This window comes from Streptomyces sp. NPDC049577, from assembly GCF_040675635.1.
GTDB lineage: Bacteria > Actinomycetota > Actinomycetes > Streptomycetales > Streptomycetaceae > Streptomyces.
Genome location: NZ_JBFAPH010000104.1, coordinates 1 through 18462, shown reverse-complemented (window position 1 = coordinate 18462; position 18462 = coordinate 1). Strand labels below are relative to the sequence as shown.

Annotated in this window: 17 protein-coding genes; 8 read left to right on the top strand and 9 right to left on the bottom strand. The window is 73.3% G+C overall.

Annotation, left to right across the window (positions count from 1 at the left end; all coding sequences use genetic code 11):
* Together AB0K09_RS14370 and AB0K09_RS14365 are read left to right on the top strand one after the other, a co-directional pair.
* On the top strand, positions 1-258 hold a 258-nt coding region (locus tag AB0K09_RS14370; protein ID WP_366065660.1), incomplete at its 5' end, for a multicopper oxidase domain-containing protein.
* A 161-nt stretch (positions 259-419) separates the two neighbouring features.
* Positions 420-2174, top strand: coding sequence for an NAD+ synthase (locus AB0K09_RS14365; protein ID WP_366065659.1), 1755 nt, complete (start codon positions 420-422; stop codon positions 2172-2174).
* A gap of 43 nt (positions 2175-2217) precedes the next feature.
* Here AB0K09_RS14365 and AB0K09_RS14360 read toward each other — a convergent pair whose 3' ends face one another.
* The 6 genes from AB0K09_RS14360 to AB0K09_RS14335 all read right to left on the bottom strand — a co-directional run bounded on the left by AB0K09_RS14360 (position 2218) and on the right by AB0K09_RS14335 (position 7791).
* A complete protein-coding gene (locus AB0K09_RS14360; RefSeq protein ID WP_366065658.1) occupies positions 2218-2670 on the bottom strand; it encodes a DUF1801 domain-containing protein in 453 nt (150 codons plus the stop codon).
* Between the two features lie 114 nt (positions 2671-2784).
* Positions 2785-3027, bottom strand: a complete 243-nt coding sequence (locus AB0K09_RS14355) for a DUF2277 domain-containing protein (protein WP_366065657.1) — start codon at positions 3025-3027, stop codon at positions 2785-2787.
* Positions 3002-4207 carry an MFS transporter gene (locus AB0K09_RS14350; RefSeq protein WP_366065656.1) on the bottom strand — a complete coding sequence of 402 codons (1206 nt, stop codon included), beginning with the start codon at positions 4205-4207 and terminating at the stop codon, positions 3002-3004. Before AB0K09_RS14350 ends, AB0K09_RS14355 begins: the two co-directional genes overlap by 26 nt.
* A 59-nt stretch (positions 4208-4266) precedes the next feature.
* A complete protein-coding gene (locus AB0K09_RS14345) occupies positions 4267-5364 on the bottom strand; it encodes an endonuclease/exonuclease/phosphatase family protein (protein ID WP_366065655.1) in 1098 nt (365 codons plus the stop codon).
* Between the two features lie 178 nt (positions 5365-5542).
* The gene (locus AB0K09_RS14340; RefSeq protein WP_366065654.1) at positions 5543-6169 is read right to left on the bottom strand and encodes a TetR/AcrR family transcriptional regulator; all 627 of its coding nucleotides are present in this window, start codon (positions 6167-6169) and stop codon (positions 5543-5545) included.
* A complete protein-coding gene (locus tag AB0K09_RS14335; RefSeq protein WP_366065653.1) occupies positions 6166-7791 on the bottom strand; it encodes an MFS transporter in 1626 nt (541 codons plus the stop codon). The genes AB0K09_RS14340 and AB0K09_RS14335 overlap by 4 nt, the downstream gene beginning before the upstream one ends.
* A gap of 198 nt (positions 7792-7989) precedes the next feature.
* Here AB0K09_RS14335 and panB point away from each other — a divergent pair, with 198 nt between their 5' ends.
* The 3 genes from panB to AB0K09_RS14320 all read left to right on the top strand — a co-directional run bounded on the left by panB (position 7990) and on the right by AB0K09_RS14320 (position 10886).
* Positions 7990-8847 (top strand): 3-methyl-2-oxobutanoate hydroxymethyltransferase, encoded by an 858-nt coding sequence (gene panB, locus AB0K09_RS14330; RefSeq protein ID WP_366065652.1) that lies wholly within the window; start codon positions 7990-7992, stop codon positions 8845-8847.
* Between the two features lie 105 nt (positions 8848-8952).
* Complete coding sequence (locus AB0K09_RS14325) at positions 8953-9972, top strand: ATP-binding cassette domain-containing protein (protein WP_366065651.1); 1020 nt, start codon at positions 8953-8955, stop codon at positions 9970-9972.
* Between the two features lie 89 nt (positions 9973-10061).
* A complete protein-coding gene (locus AB0K09_RS14320) occupies positions 10062-10886 on the top strand; it encodes an ABC transporter permease (RefSeq protein ID WP_366065662.1) in 825 nt (274 codons plus the stop codon).
* 37 nt (positions 10887-10923) lie between these two features.
* Here AB0K09_RS14320 and AB0K09_RS14315 read toward each other — a convergent pair whose 3' ends face one another.
* A complete protein-coding gene (locus tag AB0K09_RS14315; protein ID WP_366065650.1) occupies positions 10924-14247 on the bottom strand; it encodes a BTAD domain-containing putative transcriptional regulator in 3324 nt (1107 codons plus the stop codon).
* 131 nt (positions 14248-14378) lie between these two features.
* Here AB0K09_RS14315 and AB0K09_RS14310 point away from each other — a divergent pair, with 131 nt between their 5' ends.
* Positions 14379-15200, top strand: coding sequence for a site-2 protease family protein (locus AB0K09_RS14310; protein ID WP_366065649.1), 822 nt, complete (start codon positions 14379-14381; stop codon positions 15198-15200).
* A 2-nt stretch (positions 15201-15202) separates the two neighbouring features.
* Here AB0K09_RS14310 and AB0K09_RS14305 read toward each other — a convergent pair whose 3' ends face one another.
* Complete coding sequence (locus AB0K09_RS14305) at positions 15203-15385, bottom strand: hypothetical protein (RefSeq protein WP_366065648.1); 183 nt, start codon at positions 15383-15385, stop codon at positions 15203-15205.
* A gap of 127 nt (positions 15386-15512) precedes the next feature.
* Positions 15513-16235, bottom strand: coding sequence for an NADPH-dependent F420 reductase (gene npdG, locus AB0K09_RS14300; RefSeq protein WP_366065647.1), 723 nt, complete (start codon positions 16233-16235; stop codon positions 15513-15515).
* Positions 16236-16324: 89 nt separating this feature from the next.
* Here npdG and AB0K09_RS14295 point away from each other — a divergent pair, with 89 nt between their 5' ends.
* Both AB0K09_RS14295 and AB0K09_RS14290 read left to right on the top strand, forming a co-directional pair.
* A complete protein-coding gene (locus tag AB0K09_RS14295) occupies positions 16325-16939 on the top strand; it encodes a hypothetical protein (protein ID WP_366065646.1) in 615 nt (204 codons plus the stop codon).
* 120 nt (positions 16940-17059) lie between these two features.
* Entirely contained in the window at positions 17060-18334 is a 1275-nt protein-coding gene (locus AB0K09_RS14290) for an MFS transporter (protein WP_366065661.1), read from the top strand.
* The last annotated feature ends 128 nt before the right edge of the window (positions 18335-18462 follow it).

Here is an 18462-nt window from a genome sequence, read left to right as displayed (position 1 = left end):
GAGCGGGGCGAGCGGGTCCGGCTCGTCTTCGTCAACGACACGACGATGTGGCACCCGATGCACCTGCACGGCCACACGTTCGCCCTGCGGGGCGGACCGGGCGGCGGCGGGGTCCGCAAGGACACGGCGATCGTGCTGCCGGGGAAGCGGCTGGAGGCGGACTTCGACGCGGACAATCCGGGCCTGTGGATGATCCACTGCCACAACGTCTACCACTCGGAGTCCGGGATGATGACGGTGCTGGGCTACCGGCGGTAGGCCGGCCGGCGGGTCTTCGCCCGAGTGCGGCCGGCTCGGCACCGCCGGGCCGGTCCGCACCGGGCCGAGCGCCGCCATCCGCCGACCAGGCCCGCGTGGTCCCGCTCACACACCCTGCACCGACACCCCATTGCGTCAGTCAGACGATTACACTGGCGGGCGTGGCTCAACTTCGTCTCGCCCTGAATCAGATCGACTCCAGCGTCGGCGACATCGCCGGGAACGCGGAGGCGATCGTCCGTTGGACGCGGCACTCCGCCGAGCAGGGTGCCCACCTGGTGGCGTTCCCCGAGATGGCGCTGACCGGCTACCCGGTCGAGGACCTGGCGCTGCGCTCCTCGTTCGTCGAGGCCAGCCGGGAGGCGCTGCGCGCGCTCGCCGGCCGGCTGCGCGACGAGGGCCTGGGCGAGCTGCCGGTGATCGTCGGCTATCTGGACCGCAGCGACGAGGCCCGGCCGCGCCTGGGCCGCCCGGCCGGCGCCCCGCGCAACGCGGCGGCCGTGCTGCACCGCGGCGAGACCGTGCTGACCTTCGCCAAGCACCACCTGCCCAACTACGGCGTCTTCGACGAGTTCCGCTACTTCGTGCCCGGCGAGACCATGCCGGTGCTGCGCGTGCACGGCGTGGACGTCGCGCTCGCCATCTGCGAGGACCTCTGGCAGGAGGGCGGCCGTGTGCCGGCCGCCCGCACCGCCGGCGCCGGCCTGCTGCTCTCGATCAACGCCTCCCCCTACGAGCGCGAGAAGGACGACACCCGGCTGGAGCTGGTGCGCAAGCGTGCCCAGGAGGCCGGGTGCACCACCGCCTACCTGGCGATGACCGGCGGCCAGGACGAACTGGTCTTCGACGGCGACTCGATCGTCGTCGACCGCGACGGCGAGGTGATCGCGCGGGCCCCGCAGTTCGAGGAGACCTGCCTGGTCCTCGACCTGGAGCTGCCCCAGGCCCCGGCCGAGGTCCCCTCGGGCGTCGTCGACGACGGACTGCGCGTCGAGCACGTGACGCTCTCCGCCGACCCGCTGCCGGCCTACGAGCCCGTCCACCGCGGCGGCCTGGCCCGGCACCTGGGCGACGACGAAGAGGTCTACACGGCCCTGGTCGAGGGCCTGCGCGCATACGTCCGGAAGAACGGCTTCCGGAGTGTGCTCATCGGTCTCTCCGGCGGCATCGACTCGGCGCTCGTGGCGGCGCTCGCATGTGACGCGGTGGGCGCGGAGAACGTGTACGGCGTGGCGATGCCCTCCCGCTACTCCTCCGACCACTCGCTCAGCGACGCGGCGGAGCTGGCCCGGCGCACGGGCCTGCACTTCCGCACCGTGCCGATCGCGCCGATGTTCGACGCGTACATGGGCGCGCTGGGCCTGACCGGGCTGGCCGAGGAGAACCTCCAGTCGCGGCTGCGCGGCACGATGCTCATGGCCATCTCCAACCAGGAGGGCCACATCGTCCTCGCGCCGGGCAACAAGTCCGAGCTGGCCTGCGGCTACTCCACCCTCTACGGCGACTCGGTCGGTGCCTACGGCCCGATCAAGGACGTCTACAAGACCGGCATCTTCCGGCTGGCCCGCTGGCGCAACCAGGCGGCGGCCGAGCGCGGCGAGACCCCGCCGATCCCGGAGAACTCCATCACCAAGCCCCCGAGCGCGGAACTGCGCCCGGGCCAGGTCGACACGGACTCCCTGCCGGACTACGAGGTCCTGGACCGCCTGCTGGAGCTGTACGTCGACCGCGACCAGGGGTTCGCGGCGATCGTCGCGGCGGGCTTCGAGCCGGAGCTGGTGACCCGGGTGCTGCGGATGGTGGACACGGCGGAGTACAAGCGGCGCCAGTACCCGCCGGGCACGAAGATCTCCCCGAAGGGCTTCGGCAAGGACCGCCGCCTGCCGATCACCAGCCGCTGGCGCGAAGGGGTCTGACGCCCCACCGCGACCGCCCGTGCCGGCCCCGCCGGCACGGGCCTCAGCCCACCGCCCGCTTCACCAGCCCGGCGATCCGCGCCTCCACCTCGGCCGTCACCTCGGTCAGCGCGAACGCGGCCGGCCACATCGTGCCGTCGTCCAGCCTCGCCCGGTCGCTGAAACCGAGCGTCGCGTAACGGGACTTGAACTTCTCCGCGCTCTGGAAGAAGCACACGACCCCGCCGTCCAGCGCATAGGCCGGCATCCCGTACCACAGCCTCGGCGCCAGCTCCGGGGCACTGGCCATGATCACGGCATGCACACGCTCGGCCATCACCCGGTCCGCGTCCGGCATCCCGGCGATCTTCGCGAGCACATCCCGCACCGCCTCCGCCGCCTTCTCCTCACGCGACACACGCCGCGCCGCCTTCTTCACCTCCCGCGCATGCTCCTTCATCGCGGCCCGCTCCTCGGCCGAGAACCCCTCGTACCCGCCGCCGTCGGTGCTGCTCATGGCAGACCTCCCCCGTCTCGGTGTGCTGTCAGGGGGGACCCTAGCCCCGCCCACTGACAACCGGGCCGGTCGGCCGAACCGGCCGGCGCCCGCACCCGCGTGGACGCGACGCGCTCACTCCCCGGTCACCCGGAGGGCGGGGGCATCGCGCTGTCCGCGCACGACCAGCCCGTCCAGCAGCCTCGCCGTCGCCTCCGCCACCGCGTCCACCGCCTCGTCGAAGACCTCGCGGTTGTGCGCGGCCGGGGCGCGGAAGCCGGAGACCTTGCGGACGTACTGCAGGGCGGCCGCCCGGACGTCCTCCTCGTCCGGGTCCGGCGTCACCGGCGGCCTAAGCGTCTTGATGCTGCGGCACATGCTCCAAGTGTGCACCCGCGACCACCCGCGAGCCGTTCGCGTCGCGGTCCAGCGCCCCCGCCGTCACCGCGATCGCCAGGCCGGCCACGGCCAGGGCCGCGCCCACCAGCGTCGGGGACGTCCAGCCCCAGCCGGCCGCGATGGCCGCGCCGCCCAGCCAGGCGCCGCCCGCGTTCGCGAGGTTGAACGCCGAGTGGTTGGAAGCGGCGGCGAGGACCGGGGCGTGCCGGGCCTTGTGCATGACCAGCATCTGCAGCGGCGTGGTCGTCATGAAGCCGACCGCGCCCAGCAGCACCACCGTCACCGGCGCCGCCCACTTCACGTGCACCGTGACGTCGAAGAGCAGCAGCACGACCGCCAGCGCGGCCAGCGAGCCGTACAGCGTGGCGCGCGGCGCGCGGTCGGTGAGCCGGCCGGCGGCGAGGGCGCCGAGGGTCATGCCGGTGCCGAAGAGGGCCAGCACGAAGGTGACCGAGGTCGCGGAGAAGCCGGTGACCTGCGTGCTCATCGAGGCCAGGTAGCTGTAGACGGCGAAGACGCCGGCGAAGCCGAAGACGGCGGTCAGCAGGGCGAGCAGGACCTGCGGTGCGGCCAGGGCCCGTACCTCGTGGGCCAGGCCGCCGCCCGCCTCGCGCGGGACGGGCGGGACGAGCAGGGCGAGCGCGCCCATGGCGAGGACGCCGATGCCGGCGACGACCAGGAAGGTCACCCGCCAGCCGAGGTGCTGTCCGAGCAGGGTGGCGGTGGGAACGCCGACGATGTTGGCCACGGTCAGGCCGAGGAACATCGTCGCGACGGCCCGCGCCTGCCGCCCGGGGGCCGCCAGCCGCGCGGCGACGACCGAGCCGACGCCGAAGAACGCGCCGTGCGGCAGCCCGGCCAGGGCCCGGGCCGCGACGAGCGGGCCGAAGGAGGGGGCCAGCGCGGAGGCCAGGTTGCCGACCGTGAAGAGGCCCATCAGCGCGACGAGCAGGTGCTTGCGCGGAACGCGCGAGCCGAGGGCCGTGAGCAGCGGCGCGCCGACGACGACGCCGAGCGCGTAGGCCGAGACCAGGTAGCCGGCCCGGGGCACGGAAGTGTGCAGGTCACCGGCGACGTCGGGCAGCAGGCCCATCATCACGAACTCGGTCGTTCCGATGCCGAAGGCGGAGATCGCCAGTGCAAGCAGCGCCAGGGGCATGGGGTGGTGCCTTTCGGGTGGGGGGTCGCGGGCAAGCCCTCCACCCTACGGGCCGTTCGTCAGATCTTCACGCGGGCCGCCACCGGCAGGTGGTCGCTGTCGGTCGCGGGCAGGGTCCACGCGGAGACCGGGTCCAGTCCGCGCACCATGATCTGGTCGATGCGGGCCATCGGGAAGCTCGCCGGCCAGCTGAAGCCGAAGCCGTCGCCCGCCGCGCCCTGCGCCGAGCGCAGCTGTGAGGTGACGGGGGCCAGGGAGCGGTCGTTCATGGTGCCGTTGAGGTCGCCGAGGAGGACGACCTTCTTGACCGGCTCCTGGGCGATGGCGCGGCCGAGCGCCTCCGCGCTGTTGTCGCGCTGGTCGGCGGTGAAGCCGGCGTTGAACTTCACGCGGACCGACGGGAGGTGGGCGACGTAGACGGCCACCGGGCCGCGCGGGGTCTCGGCGGTGGCGCGCAGCGCGCGCGTCCACCCCATCTTGATGTCGACCGGGCGGGCGTCGCGGAGCGGGTACTTGCTCCACACGCCGACCGTGCCCTGCACGGAGTGGTACTTGTAGGTGCCCGCCAGCGCGTGCTCGTACAGCTCGGAGCGGGTGAGCTCCTCCAGGGCGACGATGTCGGCGCCGGAGGCGGCCACGGCCTTGGCGGTGGCCGTGGGGTTGGGGTTCTCGGCGTTGACGTTGTGGGTGGCGACGCTGAGGTCGCCGCCCTTGCCGGACTTGTCGCTGATCAGTCCGCCGAAGAGGTTGAGCCAGACGAGGGCGGGCAGCAGGAGCGCGATCAGCGCGGTGACCGAGCGGCGCGCCACGGCGAGGACCAGCAGGACCGGGATGCCGAGGCCCAGCCAGGGCAGGAACGTCTCGGTGAGGCTGCCGAGGTTGCCGACCCGGTTGGGGATGTCGGCGTGCAGCAGCATCAGCAGACCGAGCAGGACGGCGACCGCCGCCACGACCAGACCGCGCCGCCACATGCCGGGCCCCTTCCAGTCGGTCCGCAAGGCGGTCTTCCAGTCCTTCTTCCCGTCTTCCGGCTTCCCGCCTGCCGACCGGTCCGTCCGCCATTCCGGCCGCCCGGGCGTCCCTCCGCCGGGGTTCGGGCCGGTCCACTGCGGACCGGCTCCCCCGCGGCCCGTGTCCTCCGTGTGTGCCTGCGGCATCCCGCTGTCCTCACTGCCTCTTCAGCTGCGTCCCCGCCGGCACGACGATAAGTGATCATCGTGCGGCCGGGCTTCCCGGACGCCCCTGGCGGGGGCGTCGGGGAGGAGGACGAGCCCCCGCCCCGGGCGGGTTCCTGCTGGTGAGCCGGTAACGGCGGCTGTGACACAACGGGCACATTCAGCGGGGCCGCACGCCCTCCAGAACGGCGTCGACGATCTGCTCGGCCAGCCCCTCGGGGAGCTCCTTCCACTCGTGGAGCACGGCCCGGGAGAGCATCGGGCTGACGAACAGGTCGGTGAGCAGGTCGAGGTCGAGGCCGGGGCGGATCTCGCCCTCGGTGGTGCCGCGCCGCAGGACGGCGATCATGGCCTCGCGCCGGGCGGTGACGACCGTGTCGTGGTACTCCCGCCACAGCCGGGGGTGGGCCCGTACCTGGCTGACGATGGTGCGCAGTACGGCGGAGGAGCGCTTGGCGAGGACGCGCCGCCGCAGGTGTTCGAGCATGGTGACGAGGTCGTCGCGGACGGACCCGCCGGGGAGCTCGGGCTCCGGGGCGTCCAGGGAGCGCAGCACGTGCAGGAGCAGCTCCTCCTTGCCCGGCCAGCGCCGGTAGACGGTGGCCTTGCCGACGCCGGCTTCGCGGGCCACCCGCTCCATCGACAGTTCGCCGATGGTGGCGCCCTCCTCCAGCAGCCGCAGCACGGATTCGACGACGCGTGTGTCGACGTCGGCGCTGCGCGGCCGCCCGCGCCGTTCGGCGGGCTGCGGGGGCACGGAGGTGTGTGCCGCGCGGGTGTCGCTCACTGGCCCGCTCCCGCTTCCTCGGCCTCTTCCCGCCGCTCGTCGGGGCGCGGGCCGGACTGCGCGGGCACGGCCTGCTTGCCGGGCAGGAAGAGGGTGACGACGATCGCGCCGAGCACGGCGACGGCGGCGGCGCCTATGACGGTGACGTGCATGGCGTGCAGGAACGCCTCGTTGGCGGGGCCGACGAGGGCCTTGCCGGCGGGGCCGAGCCGCTGGGCGAGGGCCAGGGTGCCCTCGATGGACTCACCGGCCGCGTGCCGGGCGGCGTCGGGCAGGCCGGGGACGGCGTCGAGGGTGCCGGAGATGCGGTCCCGGTAGGTGGTGGAGAGCAGGGAGCCGAGCACCGCGACGCCGAGCGCGCCGCCGATCTGCCGGAAGGTGTTGTTCACGGCCGACCCGGAGCCGGCCTTCTCGCGCGGCAGCGACTGCATGATCGAGACGGTGGCGGGCGGCATGATGTGCGCCATCGCGGTGCCCTGGCAGAAGAACAGCACCTCCAGCACCCAGATCGGGGTGCCGGCGTCGAGCAGCAGGAAGCCCGCCATGGTGGCGCCGACCAGCAGCATGCCGACGGCGCACACGGCGCGGGCGCCGAATCTGGCGACGGCGTGCCGGGCCCGGGGCGCGAAGATCATCTGCGCGGCGGCCAGCGGCAGCAGGAGCAGACCGCTCTGCAGCGGGGAGAAGCCGCGCACGCTCTGGGTGTAGAAGACGATGAAGAACGTGACGCCCATCAGCGCGAAGAAGACCAGCGCGATGGAGGAGACGGCGGCGGAGAAGGCCGGGTTGCGGAAGTAGCGCACGTCGATGGCCGGGTGCGTGGAGCGGCGCTCGTGCAGTACGAACAGCACGAGGACGAGCAGGCCGCCGCCGACCGTGCCGTAGACCTCGGGGCGGGTGAAGTCGGCCAGCTGGCCGCCCTTGATGATGCCGTAGACCAGCAGGACGAGCCCTATGACGGACAGCAGCACGCCGAGCGGGTCGAGCCGGCCGGGCCGCGGGTCCCGGGAGTCGGGGACGAGCAGCGCCATGGCCACGACGGCGACGAGCACGATCGGGACGTTGACCAGGAAGACCGAGCCCCACCAGAAGTGGTCGAGCAGGATGCCGCCGGTGATCGGGCCGATGGCGATGGCCAGCCCGACGGCGCCGGCCCATATCCCGATGGCCTTGGGCTGCTCCTCGCGCTCGAAGACGTTCATGATGATCGCGAGGGTGGCGGGCATGACGAACGCGCCGCCGAATCCCATCACCGCGCGGAAGGCGATCAGCTCGCCGGGCGAGCCGGCCAGGGCGGAGAGCACCGAGCCGATCCCGAACACGGCCATGCCGAACAGCAGCGTCTTCTTGCGGCCCAGCCGGTCGCCCAGCAGGCCGGCCGTGAACAGTATCCCGGCGAAGACGAGCGTGTAGGAGTTGATCGCCCACTCCAGCTGGCTCTGCGTCGCCCCGAGCCCGGTGGGCGCGGGCGAGGCGATGGTCTTCATCGCCACGTTGAGGATCGAGTTGTCCAGGACGACGACGAGCAGGCTGAACAGCAGCACGGCGAGTATCGCCCAGCGCCTGCGGTGGACCGATTCGGGGATCTTGCGGGGCTCGGAGGCGCCCGGTGCGATGGCCATGTCTCCAGCCTAGTCACTTCCAATACGATCCCGTCTCGTATTGAAAATTCTGGAAGTATTTCCCCTCGGCGATCCCGGGCAGCGGGCGTGACGGCTTTACCGGGGGTCCCTACCGCGCCCGCACGGGCCGTGTCAGCATGGAGGTGATCCGGGGACGCCGTCAGGGCGCCTCGAGACGACACATCAGGAGTCATCGCCATGACGCATGCCGTGAAGACCCCCGACAGCAGCAAGGCGCTGTACGGCGGGACCAGCTCCCGGCGCATCACCGTCCGCGACATCGCCGCCGCCAAGGCGCGCGGCGAGAAGTGGCCCATGCTCACCGCCTACGACGCGCTGACCGCCTCCGTCTTCGACGAGGCGGGCATCCCCGTCCTGCTCGTGGGCGACTCCATGGGCAACTGCCACCTCGGCTACGAGTCCACGGTCCCGGTGACCATGGACGAGATCACCCTGCTCTCCGCCGCCGTCGTTCGCGGCACCAAGCGCGCCCTGATCGTCGGCGACCTGCCCTTCGGCTCGTACCAGGAGGGCGCGGTACAGGCCCTGCGCAACGCCACCCGGCTGGTGAAGGAGGCGGGCGTCGGCGCGGTCAAGCTGGAGGGCGGCGAGCGCTCGGCCCACCAGATCGAGCTGCTGGTCCAGGCCGGCATCCCGGTCATGGCCCACATCGGCCTCACCCCGCAGTCCGTCAACGCCTACGGCGGCTACCCGGTCCAGGGCCGGGGCGAGGAGGCGGCCCAGCAGCTGCTGCGCGACGCGAAGGCCGTCCAGGACGCCGGCGCCTTCGCCGTCGTGCTGGAGCTGGTCCCGGCCGAGCTGGCCGCCGAGGTCACCCGCATCCTGCACATCCCGACGGTCGGCATCGGCGCCGGCCAGGAGTGCGACGCCCAGGTCCTGGTGTGGACCGACATGGCCGGCATGACGGCCGGCCGGGTGCCGCGCTTCGTCAAGCAGTACGCGAAGCTGCGCGAGAGCCTGGGCGACGCGGCGAAGGCGTTCGCCGAGGACGTCGTCGGCGGCGCGTACCCGGCGGAGGAGCACTCCTTCCACTAGGAATGCCGGCGGTCTGTCGGTGATCTGTCGGCGCCCGACAGCACCGGCGGGCCGCCGTCGCCCGGTTGTCGGCGGGTTGTCAGTGACCGCTGTCAGCCTAGGGGCATGACGCGACAAGACATCCCCCGAAGCGGCGGCATGGCCGTCCAAGTACGGGGCCTGGTCAAGCACTTCGGCAAGACCAAGGCCCTGGACGGGGTGGACCTGGACGTGCGCGAGGGTACGGTCCTCGGGGTCCTGGGCCCCAACGGCGCCGGCAAGACCACCCTGGTGCGCTGCCTGTCCACCCTCATCCGCCCCGACGCGGGCACCGCCCGCGTCGCCGGGTACGACGTGCTGACCCAGCCCCGCCAGTTGCGCCGGGTCATCGGGCTGACCGGGCAGTACGCCTCGGTCGACGAGAAGCTCCCCGGCTGGGAGAACCTCTACATGATCGGGCGGCTGCTCGACCTCTCCCGCAAGGACGCCCGGCGCCGCGCGGACGAGATGCTGGAGCGGTTCTCGCTGACCGAGGCCGCCAAGCGGCCCGCCGGCCAGTACTCCGGCGGTATGCGCCGCCGGCTCGACCTGGCCGCCTCCATGATCGGCCACCCGGCCGTGCTCTACCTGGACGAGCCCACCACCGGCCTGGACCCCCGCACCCGCAACGAGGTGTGGGCCGAGGTCCAGCGGATGGTCACCGAGGGCAGCACCGTCCTGCTCACCACCCAGTACATGGAGGAGGCCGAGCAGCTCGCCCACGAGCTGACCGTCGTCGACCGGGGCCGGGTGATCGCCGAGGGCCGGATCGACGAGCTGAAGGCCAAGGTCGGCGGACGTACCCTGCAGATCCGCCCGGCGGACCCGGCCGAGCTGCCCCTGATGGCCGAGGCCGTCACCCGGGCCGGGCTGGACGGCATCGCCGGCGCGACCGCCGACCCGGCGGACGGCGTGGTCAACGTGCCGATCGTCAGCGACGAGCAGCTGACCGCCGTCGTCGCCCTGCTCGCCGAGCGCGGCTTCACCATCGCCGGGATCAGCACCCATCTCCCCAGCCTCGATGAGGTCTTCCTGGCCGTCACCGGCCAGAAGACCTCCGCCGCCCCGGCGGCGGAGGACACCGACGCGCTTCAGGAGGTCGCGTGAGCGACACACGCGCGGCCGCCGGGCCGCGGACGACGACGATGACCGACCCTGCGCCGCGTGGGCGGAGAAGCGAACCGGAGGGCAACGGCATGAGCGCCGTCACGCTCGGGGCGCCCGTGAAGGCGTCCGCCGGCGAGGGCCGGATCGGCCTGCGGGCCAATCTGCGGCACATCGGCGCGCTCGCGCGGCGCAATCTGCTGCAGATCAAGCAGGACCCGGAGTCGATGTTCGACGCCGTACTGATGCCGATCATCTTCATCCTGCTGTTCGTGTACGTCTTCGGTGGCTCCATCGCCGGCAAGGGCAACGAGCGGGTCTACGTCAACTACCTGGTTCCCGGCCTGATGGCGATGATGGGCATGAACATCGCCATGGCCGTCGGCTCCGGGGTCAACGAGGACTTCAAGAAGGGGGTGATGGACCGGTTCCGCACCATGCCGATAGCCCGGTCCTCCGTCCTCATCGCGAAGATCGTCGTCGAGGTGGGCCGGATGCTCGTCGCCACCGGCATCCTGCTGGGCATGGGCTTCGCCCTCGGTCTGACCGTCAAGACGTCCGCGCTGCACCTGCTGGCGGCGGTCGGCCTGTCCACGGTCTTCGGCGCCTCGCTCATGTGGATCTTCATCCTGCTCGGGCTCGCCATGAAGACCCCCCAGGCGATCCAGGGAGTCGCCATGATCGTGCTGATGCCGCTTCAGTTCGGCAGTTCGATCTTCGCGCCGACCCAGAAGATGCCGGGCTGGCTGGAGAGCTTCACCAAGTACAACCCGCTGTCCAACCTGGCGGACGCCGCCCGCAACCTGGTCAACGGCGGCCCGGTCGCCCACTCGGTGTGGATGACGCTGGCCTGGTCGGTCGGCATCACCCTGGTGACCGCGCCGCTGGCGGTCGCCCGGTTCCGCAGCAAGACCTGACCCGGCGGCCGTTCCGGTTCCGGGCATGGGTTGCGCGTCAGACGAGGGCAGCCGCCTCCGCGAGGGAGAGGCGGGTGCCCTCGGCGTACGCGCGGTCGTACGCCTCCTCGCCGAGGGCGGCGCGGATCATGGCCGCCGTCTCCCGGGCCAGTTCCCGCTCCACCGAGGGGGCGTGGAAGTGCGGCAGCCGCAGCGTCTCCCGGGCCCCGAGCAGCCGGGCTGCGGCCAGGAGACCGTCCGCGCCGCCGAGTTCCGCGTGCGCCCTGGCGCCGTACAGCAGGTGCATCGGCGGAAGCTGCGGCCCGACCATCGCGCCGAGCGGGTCGTCCGCCGTGGCCAGCGCGGCACGCACCCTGGGCAGGGCGTCGGCCGGTTTGCCCTCCAGGATGTCGACCCAGGCGAGCAGGCCGCTCATCATGCCCTGGAACAGCGGGATGGAACGCTCCTCGAACTCGTCCCAGAGCTCCTCGAAGATCTCCCGCGCCTGCGCCGGACGGCCGAAGTGCGCGATGTGGCTGCCGAGCTGCAGCCGGGCGAAGACCGCCGCGTCCGGGTTGAACCGCTCGGACTCCTCGACGGCCTCGTGCAGCATCCGCTCGGTCTCCTCCCGCCCCACCAGCCCGGCCTCTTTGAGCGCCCCGGCGAGATGGGTGCGCAGCATGGGCACCTGGGCCTGCGCCCCGACCACGCGGACGCTCTCGATGGCCGCCTGGTAGTCCTGGGCCGCGAGCGCGTAATCGCCGGCCCGCTCACGGGCCTCGCCGCGACCGGTCAGGGCCTCGGCCACACCCCAGTTGTCGCCGATCCGGCGGAAGATCTCCAGGCTCTCGTCGGCATCCTGCGCCCCGCTGCCCGCAGCACGCCGGTCGTTGAGGATCTTGGCGCGCAGCTGGAGGGCGTTGGCGAGCTCCCACTCGTAGCCGAGCTCACGGCAGCGGTCGACCATCGCGTTGATCGTGGCGTACACATCAGGGGCCTCTCCGACCAGCAGTGTGGCGAAGAACCACATCATGCCCGGCACCCGGCAGTTCTGCGGCCGGCCCTCGCCGTAGGCGGCGACGATGCCGTGCAGCATGCGCTGCATCCCGGGGGTCGCGACGACGCGCAGGTTGGACTCCATGTTGGCGAGGGCGACCAGCCGCACACCGCGCCGGGCCTCCTGCAGCAGATCCGGCGGCATGGGCGGCGGAGCTTCGGTGCACGACTCGTACAGCGGCGGGGCGGGTTCGACGGGCTCCGCGAAGGGGTCCGGGCCCAGGCCCGCCGCGGCCTCCGCCCAGGTGCGGGCGTCGCCGCGGTGGTCACGCAACCCCCAGAACCAGCCCAGGGAGAGCACCAGGCACAGCGCCTCCTGCTCGTCCCGGAGGGCGACGGCGTGCCGCAGGGCGGTGCGCAGGTTCTCGTGCTCCCGCTCCAGCCGTTCCAGCCAGCGGCGCTGTTGCGGGCCGCGCAGCAACGGGTCGGCGGTGCGGGCGAGTTCGCGGTAGAAGACCAGGTGCCGGCGGACGGTGTCCGTGCGTTCGCCGGCCTCGTCGAGGCGCTCGGCGGCGTACTCGCCGACGGTCTCCAGCAGCCGGTAGCGCATCTCGCCGTCGTCGCCGGGGGCCGCGACGACCAGGGACTTGTCGACCAGCGAGCCGAGCAGCGGGGCCACGTCCAGCGCGTCGACGTCCTCGCCGTCCGCGCAGACCGCCTCGGCGGCGGTGAGCTCGCAGCCGCCCGCGAAGACGGACAGTCTGCGCAGGACGGCACGTTCGGGCAGGTCGAGCAGGTCCCAGGACCAGTCGACGACCGCGCGCAGGGTCTGCTGACGGGGCAGCACGGTGCGGCTGCCGGAGGTCAGCAGCCGGAAGCGGTCGTCGAGGCGGTCGGCGAGGGTGCGCGGGGTGAGCGACCGCAGCCGGGCGGCGGCCAGTTCGATGGCCAGCGGCAGGCCGTCGAGCCGGCGGCAGATCTCGGCGCAGGCCTCGGGGTCGTCCGCCACGCGGAAGCCGGGCCGGGCGGCCGCGCCGCGGTCGGCGAGCAGCCGCAGCGCGACGGGGTCGGGCAGCGGCTCGACGGGACGCACCGACTCGCCGGGCACGGCGAGGGGTTCGCGGCTGGTGGCGAGCACGGTGACGCCGGGGCAGTGCGCCAGCAGCGTCTCGGCGAGCCGGGCGGCGGCGTCGACGACGTGCTCGCAGTTGTCGAGGACGAGCAGCATGCGGCGCCGGGCGCAGAGCTCCGCGAGCCGGGCCAGGGGGTCGTCGGCGGTGGCGTCGGTGGCGGCCCGCAGCCCCTCGGCGGCGGTGCCGCGCACCACGGTCTCGCGCCCGCCCAGCGCGGTGAGCACGGCCTCGGGCACGGTCTCCGGGTCGTCCACGGGCGCGAGTTCGGCGAACCACACCCCGTCGGGCCATGCCCCGTCGGCCACGGCCGCCGCCTCGGCGGCCTCCTGCGACAGCCGTGTCTTGCCGGCGCCACCGGGGCCGAGCAGCGTCACCAGCCGGTGGGCGGCCAAGTCCCGCCGGATGACGGCGAGATCGTCCTCCCGCCCGACGAACGAGGTCAGCCGCGCCCGCAGATTGCCCCGCGGCGCGGGCCCGGCGGGCGGGGCCGTCCCGGTGGCCGGAGGGGGTGGTGCCGGCGCCTCGCCGGCCGGCTGCCGGGCGAGCAGTTCGGCGTGCAGGGCGCGGAGTTCGGGGCCCGGGTCGGTGCCGAGGCGGTCGGCTATACGGCGGCGGACGTCCTCGTAGGCGGCGAGCGCCTCCGCGGGCCGGCCGGCGGCCCGCAGGGCGCGCAGGCGCAGCGCCTGGAGGGGCTCGTCGAGCGGGTGGGCGTCGCACAGGCCCGCGAGGTCGGGGAGGGCCTGGGCGGCGTCCCCGAGGGCCACGGCGGTGGCGAGCCGGGCGCGGCGGGCGGCCAGGTGACGGGCCTCGCAGCGGACCGCGCGGGCCGTGCCGCCGGGCAGGTCGGCCAGGGCCGGGCCGCGCCAGAGGGCGAGGGCGTCGTCGAGCAGTCCGGCCGCCTTGGCGGGGTCGCCGTCGGCCAGGGCGCGTTCGCCCTCGCCGGCGAGCCGCTCGAAGCGGTGCAGGTCGACGTCGTCGGGCTCGGCGCGCAGCCGGTACCCGCCGGCCTCGGAGACGACGGCGTCCCGGCCGACGGCGCGCCGCAGCCGTCCGACGAGCGCCTGGAGCGCGCCCGTCGCGTCGGCGGGCGGATCGCCGTCCCAGACGTCGTCGATCAGCGCGTCCGTCGTCCGCACCCGCCCGGGGTTCAGGGCGAGCGCGGCCAGCAGCGCGCGCAGCCGGGTGCCGCCGAGGGCCACGGGCCGGCCGTCGTCGGAATGGGCCTGGGTGGTGCCGAGGACGCAATAACGCACCGGACCATTCTCCACGCCCCGGGAGGGGCTCCCCCTGCGACATCCGTACGCGGCACGAAGTACCGTCGGCCGGTACGTTCGCGCGGCCGGGAGCGCCCCGGCCGCCACACCGATCCCGGGAGCACTCGAGAATGGCAATCCAAGCGACCCGCGGCGAGCGGCGCGTGAGCCCCGTCTTCCTCGCCCTCGTCGCCATCATGGCGGTGTCCATATGGGCGGTGTGGACCGACTACGCCGCCAGCCCCGGCTTCTCCGTGTTCCTCTTCGTCGTCTCGGGCTGGCTGGTCTCGCTCTGTCTGCACGAGTACGCGCACGCGCGCACCGCCCTGCACGGCGGTGACATCTCCATCGGGGCGAAGGGGTACCTCACCCTCAACCCGCTCAAGTACACCCACGCGGTGCTGAGCATCGTCCTCCCGCTGATCTTCGTGATCATGGGAGGGATCGGTCTGCCCGGTGGCGCGGTCTTCATCGAGCAGCACCGCATCCGCAGCCGCTGGAAGCAGAGCCTCGTCTCGGCGGCGGGCCCGCTGACGAACGCCCTGTTCGCCGTCGTCGTCACGGCGCCGTTCTGGCTGGGCGCGCTCGACGGGGTGCCGGACAACCTGCGTTACGCCCTGGGCTTCATGGCGCAGCTCCAGGTCACCGCGGCGATCCTGAACTTCCTGCCGATGCCGGGCCTGGACGGCTACGGCGTGATCGAGCCGTGGCTGCCCCACCGGATCCGCCGGCAGATCGCGCCGTTCGCGCTGTTCGGGATACTGGCCATCTTCGGCATCCTGCGCATCGAGCCCGTCAACCACGCCTTCTTCGACATGATCGACACCGTGCTGCGGGCCCTCGGCGTCACCGAGTGGGACTCCTACTGGGGCCAGGAGCTGTTCCGCTTCTGGGAGGGCACGCCGGACATACCGCCGCTGGACGGGCACGTGCTCGACGGCCTCTACGGCTGAGCTCAGCCGCCGGCCGCCGCGCGGTCGTTCTTCTCCTTGCGCACGTAGTACCAGGCGATGTTGGACGCGACGCCCACCAGCAGGATCCAGACGATGCCGAGCCAGCTGCCGCGCGCGAAGGAGACGACGGCCGCGGCGACCGCGAGGGCGCAGACGGCGAGGGCGTAGAGGGCGAGGCGGGGCATGGGGGCGGCTCCTGATCCGGTCCGGCGCATGTGCGTACGATCCCGGTCATTGTCCCCCACGCCCGCCGGGATCTTCCCGGGCCCGTCCCGGACGTCCGTGACCCGTCCTAGACGTCCGTGACCCGTCCTAGACGTCCGTGATCCGCAGGCCCGCGTGCGCCTTGTAGCGGCGGTTGACAGAGATCAGGTTGGCGACGAGCGACTCCACCTGGTGGGCATTGCGCAGCCGGCCCGCGAAGACGCCCCGCATGCCGGGGATGCGCGCGGCCAGCGCCTGCACGAGGTCGGTGTCGGCGCGCTTGTCGCCGAGCACCATCACATCGGTGTCGATCTCCGCGATCTCCGGGTCGGAGAGCAGCACGGCGGACAGGTGGTGGAAGGCGGCCGTGACCCGGGACTCCGGCAGCAGGGCGGCGGCCTGCTCGGCGGCGCTGCCCTCCTCGGGCTTCAGGGCGTAGGCGCCCTGCTTGTCGAAGCCGAGCGGGTTGACGCAGTCGACGACGAGCTTGCCGGCGAGCTCCTCGCGCAGCGCCTGAAGCGTCTTGCCGTGGCCCTCCCACGGCACCGCGACGATCACGATGTCGCTGCGCCGGGCGCACTCCGCGTTGTCCAGGCCCTCGATGCCCAGGCCCAGCTCGGCGGCGGCCTGCTCGGCCCGCTCGGCGGCGCGGGAGCCGATGATCACTCGCTGGCCGGCCTTGGCCAGCCGGTAGGCCAGGCCGCGGCCCTGGTCACCGGTGCCGCCGAGCACACCCACCACGAGGCCCGAAACATCCGGAAGGTCCCAAGGGTCCTTGGCCGGGGCCTTCTTCACGTCCTTGGCGTCCTTCGTGTCATCAGAAGCAGTCATGACAGCGATATTGTCACGCCCTTACCCGAACGGGTGAGGCGCGCCGCGCCCCGGTTTCCCGGCCCCCCGGCGGCGGCAGGATGCGGGCCATGGACGCCGTACGGGTCGCGCTGCTGCGGGAAGTGCTCGCCGGGACGGAGTGGCTCCAGACCACGCGCCGGTTCGCGGGAGCGCTGCGGACCTCCGTGGAGCGGTACGGCGGCGGTCTGCTGCTGGTCGGCACCGAGCGGTACGAGCCGTGGCACCTGGCCGCCCACCTGGACGACGAGGCCGCCTGGTCCGGGCTGCCGGAGCTGTCCCCGACGCTCGTCCGGCACCGGGTGCCGCCCGGCTCCCCGGCGCATCTGTCCGTCGGCCTGGGCCGGCTGGAGGCGGCCCGGCGGGGGGAGACGCTGCTGGTGGTGGCGGAGGACCGGCCCGGCGAGGGGCTGCTGGAGCGGGTGCACGACGCCCGGCGCGGCGGTACGACCGTCCTCGCGCTGGACGGCGGCCCCGAGGCCGGCCGGGGCTCGGAGCTGTGCGGGCTGGCCCACGACACGCTGGCCGTGCCGGCCGCGGCGGAGCTCGACCTCGACACCGTCCAGCACCTGGTCAGCGCGGCCGCCGGGGAGAACCGGCTGCCGCCGCGGCGGGGCCGGCGCTTCCGCGACCGGCTCGCCCGGCTCGCCGACCACCTCACGGCGCCGCCGCCGAGCCGCTGGTAATTCGGTTGCCGGCGCCCCGGCGGGCGCCGAGCATGGTCCCCCGTGACCGAGCACCATCCCCCTTCCCCCGAACCCCCCGAGTCCCCCGAGTCCTCTTCCGGCTCCCCCGCGCCGGGCCGGCTGCGGGCGCTGCTGCCCGATCTGACGCCCTGGCGCTCCTCCCGCGACTTCCGCCGCATGTGGCTCGCGGGCCTGGTGACGGTGTTCGGCAGCTTCCTCACCTTCGTCGCCCTGCCGGTGCAGCTCAAGGAGCTGACCGGGTCCACGGTCGCGGTCGGTGCGATCGGCGCGGTCGAGCTCGTCCCGCTGATCGTCTGCGGTCTGTACGGCGGCGCGCTCGCCGACGCCCTCGACCGCCGGAAGCTGATCCTGTGGACCGAGGCCGGCCTGGGCGTGCTGTCCGGGATGCTGCTGCTCAACACGCTGCTGCCGCACCCGCTGGTGTGGCCGCTGTACGTAGTGGCCGCGCTGGTCAGCGCCCTGACCGGACTCCAGCGCCCGGCCCTGCAGGCGATCGTGCCGCGCATCGTCCCGCACGAGCAGCTGCCGGCCGCGATCGCGCTGAACCAGATGCGCTGGCAGGCCGGCGCCATCGCCGGCCCTTCCCTCGCGGGCCTGATCATCGCCTTCGCGGGCCTGGAGTGGGCCTATCTGCTGGACGTCGTCTCGTACGCGGTCTCGGTCGCCCTCGCCATCGGGCTCGCCGCCTCGCCCGCCTCGCACGACGCCGAGAAGCCGTCGCTGCGCGGCATCCTGGACGGCGCCCGCTACGCCTGGGGCCGCAAGGAGCTGCTGGGCACCTACACCATCGACATGGCCGCGATGTTCTTCGCCTTCCCGACGGCGATCTTCCCCTTCCTCGCGGACGACCTGGACGCGAAGTGGGCGCTGGGCCTGATGTACGGGGCGGGCGCGGTCGGCTCGCTCGCCGTGACGCTGACCAGCGGCTGGGTGTCGCGCATCCACCGGCACGGCCGGATGGTGGTCCTCGCGGCGGCCGGCTGGGGCGGTGCCATGGCGCTGGCGGGCCTGATGGACAACATCTGGCTGGTGCTCCTCTTCCTGGCGGCGGCCGGCGGCTGCGACACGGTCAGCGGCCTGTTCCGCTCGGCGATCTGGGACCAGACGATCCCGGACGAGCTCCGCGGCCGGCTCGCCGGCATAGAGCTGCTCTCCTACTCGGTCGGCCCGCAGCTGGGGCAGGTCCGGGCGGGTGGCATGGCATCCGTGACCGGGGTCCGGGCGTCCGTGTGGGCGGGCGGCGTGGCCTGCGTGGCGAGCGTGGGGCTGCTGGCGACGGCGCTCCCGAGGCTCATGTCGTACGACGCGAGGACGAACGAGCACGCGGTCGCCATGCGGACGCTGCGGGCCACGGCGGTGACCGAGGCGGCGTAGGCCGCGCCCGGGGCCGGGGGCGCGCCGCGCGGCGGAGGCCGTACCGGGCGCGTGTCCTCGAACGCCGGACGGGCCGATTCGGCCCGTCCGGCGTTCGAGGGCCGGGGCGCGGGGGCGGAGCCCCCGCC

Bases quoted from the DNA above. Each gene is read 5' to 3' on its own strand.
- npdG (WP_366065647.1), bottom strand. From the start codon at position 16,235: ATGACTGCTTCTGATGACACGAAGGACGCCAAGGACGTGAAGAAGGCC.
- AB0K09_RS14360 (WP_366065658.1), bottom strand. From the start codon at position 2,670: ATGAGCAGCACCGACGGCGGCGGGTACGAGGGGTTCTCGGCCGAGGAG.
- AB0K09_RS14320 (WP_366065662.1), top strand. From the start codon at position 10,062: ATGAGCGCCGTCACGCTCGGGGCGCCCGTGAAGGCGTCCGCCGGCGAG.
- panB (WP_366065652.1), top strand. From the start codon at position 7,990: ATGACGCATGCCGTGAAGACCCCCGACAGCAGCAAGGCGCTGTACGGC.
- AB0K09_RS14305 (WP_366065648.1), bottom strand. From the start codon at position 15,385: ATGCCCCGCCTCGCCCTCTACGCCCTCGCCGTCTGCGCCCTCGCGGTC.
- AB0K09_RS14295 (WP_366065646.1), top strand. From the start codon at position 16,325: ATGGACGCCGTACGGGTCGCGCTGCTGCGGGAAGTGCTCGCCGGGACG.
- AB0K09_RS14350 (WP_366065656.1), bottom strand. From the start codon at position 4,207: ATGCCCCTGGCGCTGCTTGCACTGGCGATCTCCGCCTTCGGCATCGGA.
- AB0K09_RS14345 (WP_366065655.1), bottom strand. From the start codon at position 5,364: ATGCCGCAGGCACACACGGAGGACACGGGCCGCGGGGGAGCCGGTCCG.
- AB0K09_RS14310 (WP_366065649.1), top strand. From the start codon at position 14,379: ATGGCAATCCAAGCGACCCGCGGCGAGCGGCGCGTGAGCCCCGTCTTC.
- AB0K09_RS14355 (WP_366065657.1), bottom strand. From the start codon at position 3,027: ATGTGCCGCAGCATCAAGACGCTTAGGCCGCCGGTGACGCCGGACCCG.
- AB0K09_RS14335 (WP_366065653.1), bottom strand. From the start codon at position 7,791: ATGGCCATCGCACCGGGCGCCTCCGAGCCCCGCAAGATCCCCGAATCG.
- AB0K09_RS14325 (WP_366065651.1), top strand. From the start codon at position 8,953: ATGACGCGACAAGACATCCCCCGAAGCGGCGGCATGGCCGTCCAAGTA.